The 6,350-nt window shown below is 56.6% G+C and carries 5 protein-coding genes; 4 read left to right on the top strand and 1 reads right to left on the bottom strand.

The window, feature by feature from the left end; all coding sequences use genetic code 11:
- Positions 1-339 precede the first annotated feature (339 nt).
- From D8U73_RS28465 to D8U73_RS28450, 4 genes are all read left to right on the top strand, one after another.
- Complete coding sequence (locus tag D8U73_RS28465) at positions 340-1,944, top strand: tetratricopeptide repeat-containing response regulator (RefSeq protein WP_130906357.1); 1,605 nt, start codon at positions 340-342, stop codon at positions 1,942-1,944.
- On the top strand, positions 1,941-2,633 hold the full coding sequence (locus D8U73_RS28460; RefSeq protein ID WP_130906356.1) for a HAMP domain-containing sensor histidine kinase: 693 nt from the start codon (positions 1,941-1,943) through the stop codon (positions 2,631-2,633). Before D8U73_RS28465 ends, D8U73_RS28460 begins: the two co-directional genes overlap by 4 nt.
- Positions 2,634-2,845: 212 nt before the next feature.
- Entirely contained in the window at positions 2,846-4,087 is a 1,242-nt protein-coding gene (locus tag D8U73_RS28455) for a glutamine synthetase family protein (RefSeq protein ID WP_177435546.1), read from the top strand.
- Between the two features lie 68 nt (positions 4,088-4,155).
- Positions 4,156-5,520 (top strand): MFS transporter, encoded by a 1,365-nt coding sequence (locus D8U73_RS28450; RefSeq protein ID WP_130906354.1) that lies wholly within the window; start codon positions 4,156-4,158, stop codon positions 5,518-5,520.
- 66 nt (positions 5,521-5,586) lie between these two features.
- On the opposite strand, the gene D8U73_RS28445 is transcribed toward D8U73_RS28450, so the two are convergent.
- Positions 5,587-6,333, bottom strand: coding sequence for a flagellar brake protein (locus D8U73_RS28445; RefSeq protein WP_130906353.1), 747 nt, complete (start codon positions 6,331-6,333; stop codon positions 5,587-5,589).
- Between the last annotated feature and the right edge of the window lie 17 nt (positions 6,334-6,350).

Here is a 6,350-nt window from a genome sequence, read left to right as displayed (position 1 = left end):
TCAAGATTAAATTCCGAAACCCCAATTGCGAAAGCAGTTGGGGTTTTGTTTTGTCTGGAGAAAAGCACCGTAGGACCAAAAAAGGGATGTCTCCGATGGGGCATCCCTTTTTTGTGCCGCATCGTTAATGAGCCTTCAAGGGAACGCTATCACTGGCCGATAACCTTAAGGTCAAGCGATCTTCACTTCTCACTCTTTCATTGTATTTGCAGTTCAAGAGAAAACGCTTGATAGGTTGTGGCTACTGGCTATCATCTGCGCGCCATGAGGGTCGTGCAGTTGATCTTCTTTGTGTGTTTGTCTTTCGGCTTTTCTTCTTAATCTGCCTGGAAATCTTCGATGCTGTCGTATCACCAAAAGAGTTTTCTGATCGTCGATGATTTCTCGGATTTCCGCAGTTCCGTCAGGTCCATGTTGCGGGAGTTGGGTGTCAAGGATGTGGACACAGCGGACACTGGCGAACAGGCGCTGAAAATGTGTTCGCAGAAATCCTACGATTTCATCTTGCAGGATTTTCATCTGGGCGATGGCAAGAAGAATGGTCAGCAAGTGCTCGAAGACCTGATGATCGAGAAGCTGATCAGCCATGAAAGCGTGTTCGTCATGGTCACCGCCGAGACCAGTCAGGCCATGGTACTCAGCGCGTTGGAACACGAACCCGATGCTTACCTGACCAAGCCCTTCAACCGTTCCGGCCTGGCCCAACGCCTGGAGCGCCTTGAGCAGCGCAAGACGTTACTCAAGCCCATTCTTCAGGCGCTCGACCGTGGTAAACCGGTTGAAGTGCTTAACGCTTGCATCGCCCTGTGCAAGCAGGACATTCGCTATTCGCCGTTATGTCTGCGTTACCGCGCCGATGCGCTGCGTGACCTCAATCAGAATGAGGCGCTGGAGCGGCTCTACGACAGCATCATTGCGGACCGACCTTTGCCTTGGGCGTTCGCCGGGCTTGGCAAGTTGCTGTTCAAGCGTGGTCAGGTAGCACAGGCCAAAGGTGTCTACGAGAAAGCATTGAAAGTGTTTCCAATGGTGCCGGCACTTTATGATGGCATGGCCGATGTATTGGTCGCCGAAGGCGACACCAGGGCTGCCCAGAAAGTACTGGAAGAAGCCATCCGCCTCTCGCCTTTGGCCGTCCGCCGCCAAGCGCAGTTAGGCAAGCTGGCCATGACCAACGAAGATTTTGATACGGCCTCCAAAGCCTATCGCCAGGCTGTTGCTCAGGGTGCGCAGTCCCGCTTCAAGGATGCGGAAAGTAACCTCGGGCTGGCCCATGCCTTGATCAGCAAAGGTAGCGAAAAAGGTCTGGATACTCGTACCCGACTGGAAATCAACACAACGCTAAGTGCCGTGGCCAAGGAGAACCCGTCCGACCCAGGCCTGCAAATCCGTGCACGGCTGATGAAGGCGACCAGCCTGTTACTCAATGATGCCGAAACCGCGGAAAAGCTCACGGAGCAGGCGATGATGCGCCTTGATGGCATGGAGCAATTCATGAGTGCCGAGGCGGCGTTGCTGGTTGCCAAGCAGTTGCAAATGCTCGGTCAAGCCAGCGCAGGGGCGTCGATGTTGAAAAACTGCGCAGAGATCTACGGTGACGACCCAACGGTCATGAAGGGCATCGCCAAGCTGACCGATGACCCGACAATTCTCAATTCCGGTAACGCGGCTGCCGACCTTAATCGTCAGGGCGTACGCGTGTACAAGACTGGCAATCTGGTGGAAGCCCGTGAGGTGTTTCGTAAGGCCCTGGCGCTGCAGCCGAAGAACATCAGTATCGCGCTGAACCTGGCACAGGCGCTGCTGCATGGCACTGATACCGCTGTGGCGTCGGCCGAACTCGAAGAATGTCGCACTTGCCTGAAGATGGTTGGATTGATGCCCGACTCCGACGCTCGTTATCCACGATATCAGAAGCTCAAAAGCAAGGCGTTTGGCGAATGAACGACAACTCGCAATCCCTCGATTTCTCTACCGTGATCGCGTCCACCGTGCACGACATGAAAAACTCGTTGGCCATGTTGATGCAGGCCCACAGTCAATGGCTGGCGGGATTGCCAGAGCCGACGCGGCATACACCGGAACAAGGGGTGATCGAGTTCGAGTTCGCTCACCTCAACGGTCTGCTCGTGCAGCTGCTGGGCTTGTACAAGCTGGGCGTCAACCAGATGCCATTGCAACCGGCCTACCACGAACTGGATGACTTCATCGAAGCGCAGCTGGCGTGTCATCAGGATGTGTTCGTCAGTCGTGGTATCGCCGCGACGTTTGAAGTCGATCCCCTGAGCCCATTGGGTTTCTTCGACCGTGAATTGATCGCTTCAGTACTGGCCAATGCGATCAACAATGCCATTCGTTATGCGCGTCATGCGGTTCTGGTCAGTGTCAGCGACGAGGCGGGGCAATTGGTACTGACGGTCAACGACGATGGTGACGGTTATCCTGAAGAGATGATTGAACGTCAGGCGGATTACGTACAGGGCATCAATCAGAGCAGTGGCAGTACGGGCCTTGGATTGTATTTCGCCGGCCGGATTGCGGCTTTGCATCAGCGTAATGGTGTCGGCGGGCGTACCGAAATCGGCAACGGCGGCCCATTGGGTGGCGGTGTGTTCAGTATTTATTTGCCCTGATTTTTTCTGCCGCAAAGCTTTTTGTTGGGCGTTGCTTGATATTCCGAACACGTGAAGCCTATTTTGTACGGGTCGCCGTTCGCGGCTCGTACAATAACAAGGATTGCGTCATGACAACCGATGGCCTGGCCTCACTCGCGCAGCGATTGACGGGCATTGACGAGATTGAATGTGTTACGCCAGATCTGAATGGCGTACCGCGGGGCAAAGTGATGACCGCGGACGGTTTCCTCGAGGGGCGGCGTCTGCAGTTGGCGCGGGGCGTACTGTTGCAATGCATCATGGGCGGATATCCGCCAGCACGATTTTATGGCAGCGATGACGGTGACCTTGCGCTCGTTCCAGATGCGAGGCAGATCCACTGTTTACCCTGGAGCAAGCAGCCGCGTGCGTTGGCCATCTGTGATGCGGATGAGCTGACCGGGGAAAGCTCCAACCTGTCGACTCGCGGTCAACTCAAGGCTGTTATCGCGCGTTACTCCGAGCTTGGCCTGGCGCCGGTGGTGGCGACCGAACTCGAATTCTTTGTCTTCGCCCCCAACCCCGACCCTGGGCAGCCGTTCCAACCGCCGGTGGGCCTGGATGGTCGTCGCGAAGACGGTCATTCGGCATTCAGTGTGAGTTCCAACAGCGGCTTGCGGCCGTTTTTCAACGAGGTGTATGAGTGCATGGCGGCGCTGGGGTTGCCGCGCGATACGTTCATGCATGAGATGGGTGTCAGCCAGTTCGAGATCAACCTGCTGCACGGTGATCCGCTGTTGTTGGCGGACCAGACTTTCCTGTTCAAGCATCTGCTCAAGGAAGTTGCGCTCAAGCACCATCTGACGGTGGTCTGCATGGCCAAACCTCTGGCGCATACCCCCGGCAGTTCGATGCATATTCACCAGAGCATTGTCGAAATCGACACCGGGCGGAACGTGTTCAGTGATGATGCGGGGCAATCGACGGCGATCTTCCGGCAATTCATTGCCGGGCAACAAGCGGGCATGGCGGATTTCACAGCGTTGTTTGCACCGAACGTCAACTCGTACCAGCGCTTGTGCCATCCGTTTGCATCGCCGAACAATGCTTGCTGGTCCCATGACAACCGGGCAGCGGGTTTGCGCATTCCGGCCAGTTCACCTGCTGCTCGTCGGGTTGAAAACCGCTTGCCCGGAGCTGACGCCAACCCTTATCTGGCGATTGCCGCCAGCCTTGCAGCGGGCTTGCATGGCATTGAACACAAACTCGAACCGAGCGAGCCGATCCAGGGTGAATTCGAAGTACCGGATAATCTTTCATTGCCGTGTACCTTGCATGCAGCTATTGAGCGTCTGAAGCGTAGTCAGTTGGCGAGGGAACTGTTCGGCAAGGAGTTCATCGAAGGCTACATCGCTTCGAAGACCATGGAGCTGACCAGTTTCTATGATGAAATCACCCCCTGGGAACGACGTGTTCTAGCCGCCCAGGCCTGACGAAATGTCGACACCGGGCTATCGTTTGATAGTCCGTTACTCACTGCAAGGAGCCGCTCGGAACGCCGATGCGCCAAATCTGGAAATCCTTTCGAGCGCTGTATTTCGCCTCGCTGATGATGTTGATCGGCTCAGGCCTGTTGAGTACTTACCTGGCATTGCGCCTGGCCGCTGATAATGTCGACAGCCTTTGGGTCGGTGCGCTGATGGCTGCCAACTATTTCGGCCTGGTGTTGGGCGGCAAGATCGGCCATCGGCTGATTGCCCGGGTCGGACATATTCGAGCCTATTCAGCCTGTGCCGGGATCGTCGGTGCGGCGGTGCTGGGCCATGGTCTGGTCAACTGGCTGCCTGCGTGGCTGTTCCTGCGGGTGATCGTCGGCCTGGGCATGATGTGTCAGTACATGGTGATTGAAAGCTGGCTCAACGAGCAGGCCGAAGCCAAGCAGCGCGGGCTGGTGTTCAGCGGCTACATGATCGCCTCTTACCTTGGGTTGGTGCTCGGCCAGCTGATTCTGGTCATGCACCCGGGGCTCGGGCTTGAGCTGCTGATGCTGGTAGCGTTGTGCTTTACCTTGTGTCTGGTGCCGGTGGCTTTGACGCGACGCATTCACCCTGCGCCTTTGCATCCTGCACCGATGGAACCCCGGTTCTTTATCAAACGCGTGCCGCAGTCCTTGAGTACGGTACTGGGGGCGGGCTTGATCGTGGGTTCGTTCTACGGTCTGGCCCCGTTGTATGCCTCGCAGCAAGGGTTGTCCACCGAGCAGGTGGGTCTGTTCATGGGTAGCTGCATTTTTGCCGGGTTGTTGGTGCAGTGGCCATTGGGCTGGTTATCCGATCGCTATGACCGGGCGCTGTTGATCCGCAGTTTCGCGTTTTGTCTGGCACTGGCTGCACTGCCTCTGGCGATTTTGCCGCAGGTACCGCTGGAGATTCTGTTTGTCGCCGGTTTTGTCTGTTCGCTGGTGCAGTTCTGCTTGTACCCATTGGCAGTGGCATTCTCCAATGACCACGTCGAAGGTGATCGCCGGGTGTCCCTGACGGCGATGTTGCTGGTGACCTACGGTGTTGGCGCGAGTATCGGACCCCTGGTTGCAGGCGTGCTGATGAAGCTGTTCGGCAGCCAAATGCTTTATGCATTTTTCAGTTTCTTTGCGCTGGTGCTGGTGTGGCGTATTCGTCCGAAAGCGGTCACCAATTTGCATCAAGTGGAAGATGCGCCGCTGCATCACGTGGCAATGCCGGACAACATGACAAGTTCACCGCTGGTGGCCTGCCTCGATCCGCGTGTTGATGAGCAAGTCGTGCAGGATCAAATGCAGAATCCGATTCCGTCCGAGCCGACGACCGAATCGGTGACACCGGCCGATGCCCCGCCAGAAGATCCGGATGAGGGCAGGGAACAGAGTTTCACTGAAGCCAGGCCTTAACATTCAGCCAAAAAAAAACGGGCAGTCACCGCAAGGGGCTGCCCGTTTTTTTATAGGTGTGTCCTGTCAGAAATCATCTTTGTCGAAGCGCCGTGCTTCGCGTTGCAGCTGATAGACAAAGCGCTCGACTTGCCGTTGCACCAGCCCGCTCATGTTATGGAAGCGTACGCCGGCGAAGGTCGTGGAGATTCTTTCTTCGAAGTGCAGGTAGCGCAGTTCGACCGGCGCAGTCATCTTGCCGAAGGGCAGGGCAGCCGAGAAGCGGTCATAGACCTGGCCCAGTTGCAGGCTCCCTGTGATGTCTCCGTCAAAGCGCAGCTTGCAGCCGGTGGCGGAAATGTCCAGCAGCTTGCCGTTGATGGCCGCCTTGAGTTTTTCACCGTCCAGGTCGACGTTGACCAGTTGTGCCAGCTTCAATGCCGCGCGAAAGGCATTGCGACGCTGGTGGTAGACCACTTCATCAGGCAGAGTGCCGCGGTAGCAACGACCGCCACCGGATTCGTCGATGGTCAGCGGGCCATTGCTTTCCCAGGCGATGCGCACGCCGTCGTGAAAGCCTTCAACCTTGAAGGGTTCGCCAGCCAGCAGAAAGCGTTCGCCGTCACGGGGAATCATTTCGTCCAGGGCAATCATGTTGCTTTCACGGTCGATGTCCACCAGATAGCTCTGGAAGCGCTGGCTGCGCTCATGGAACGTGATGATCAGCGGGTCATGACTTTCTTGCAGTTGGCGCAGGTTGCCGGAGATTTCCAGGGGCGTGCTGAGCACCTTGGGTGGCTGCGGAGCATCTTCCGCATTTAAGGCATTGGACACGGTTAATCAATCTCCAG

The sequence above is a fragment of the Pseudomonas sp. Sample_22 genome, from assembly GCF_004307635.1.
GTDB lineage: Bacteria > Pseudomonadota > Gammaproteobacteria > Pseudomonadales > Pseudomonadaceae > Aquipseudomonas.
The sequence above is the reverse complement of the archived record's forward strand: the minus strand, read 5'-3'. Positions and strand labels throughout refer to the sequence as shown.

What these genes read in the sequence shown, in the direction of transcription:
- D8U73_RS28465 (WP_130906357.1), top strand. Translation starts at nt 340, where the DNA reads ATGCTGTCGTATCACCAAAAGAGTTTTCTGATCGTCGATGATTTCTCG.
- D8U73_RS28450 (WP_130906354.1), top strand. Translation starts at nt 4,156, where the DNA reads ATGCGCCAAATCTGGAAATCCTTTCGAGCGCTGTATTTCGCCTCGCTG.
- D8U73_RS28455 (WP_177435546.1), top strand. Translation starts at nt 2,846, where the DNA reads ATGACCGCGGACGGTTTCCTCGAGGGGCGGCGTCTGCAGTTGGCGCGG.
- D8U73_RS28460 (WP_130906356.1), top strand. Translation starts at nt 1,941, where the DNA reads ATGAACGACAACTCGCAATCCCTCGATTTCTCTACCGTGATCGCGTCC.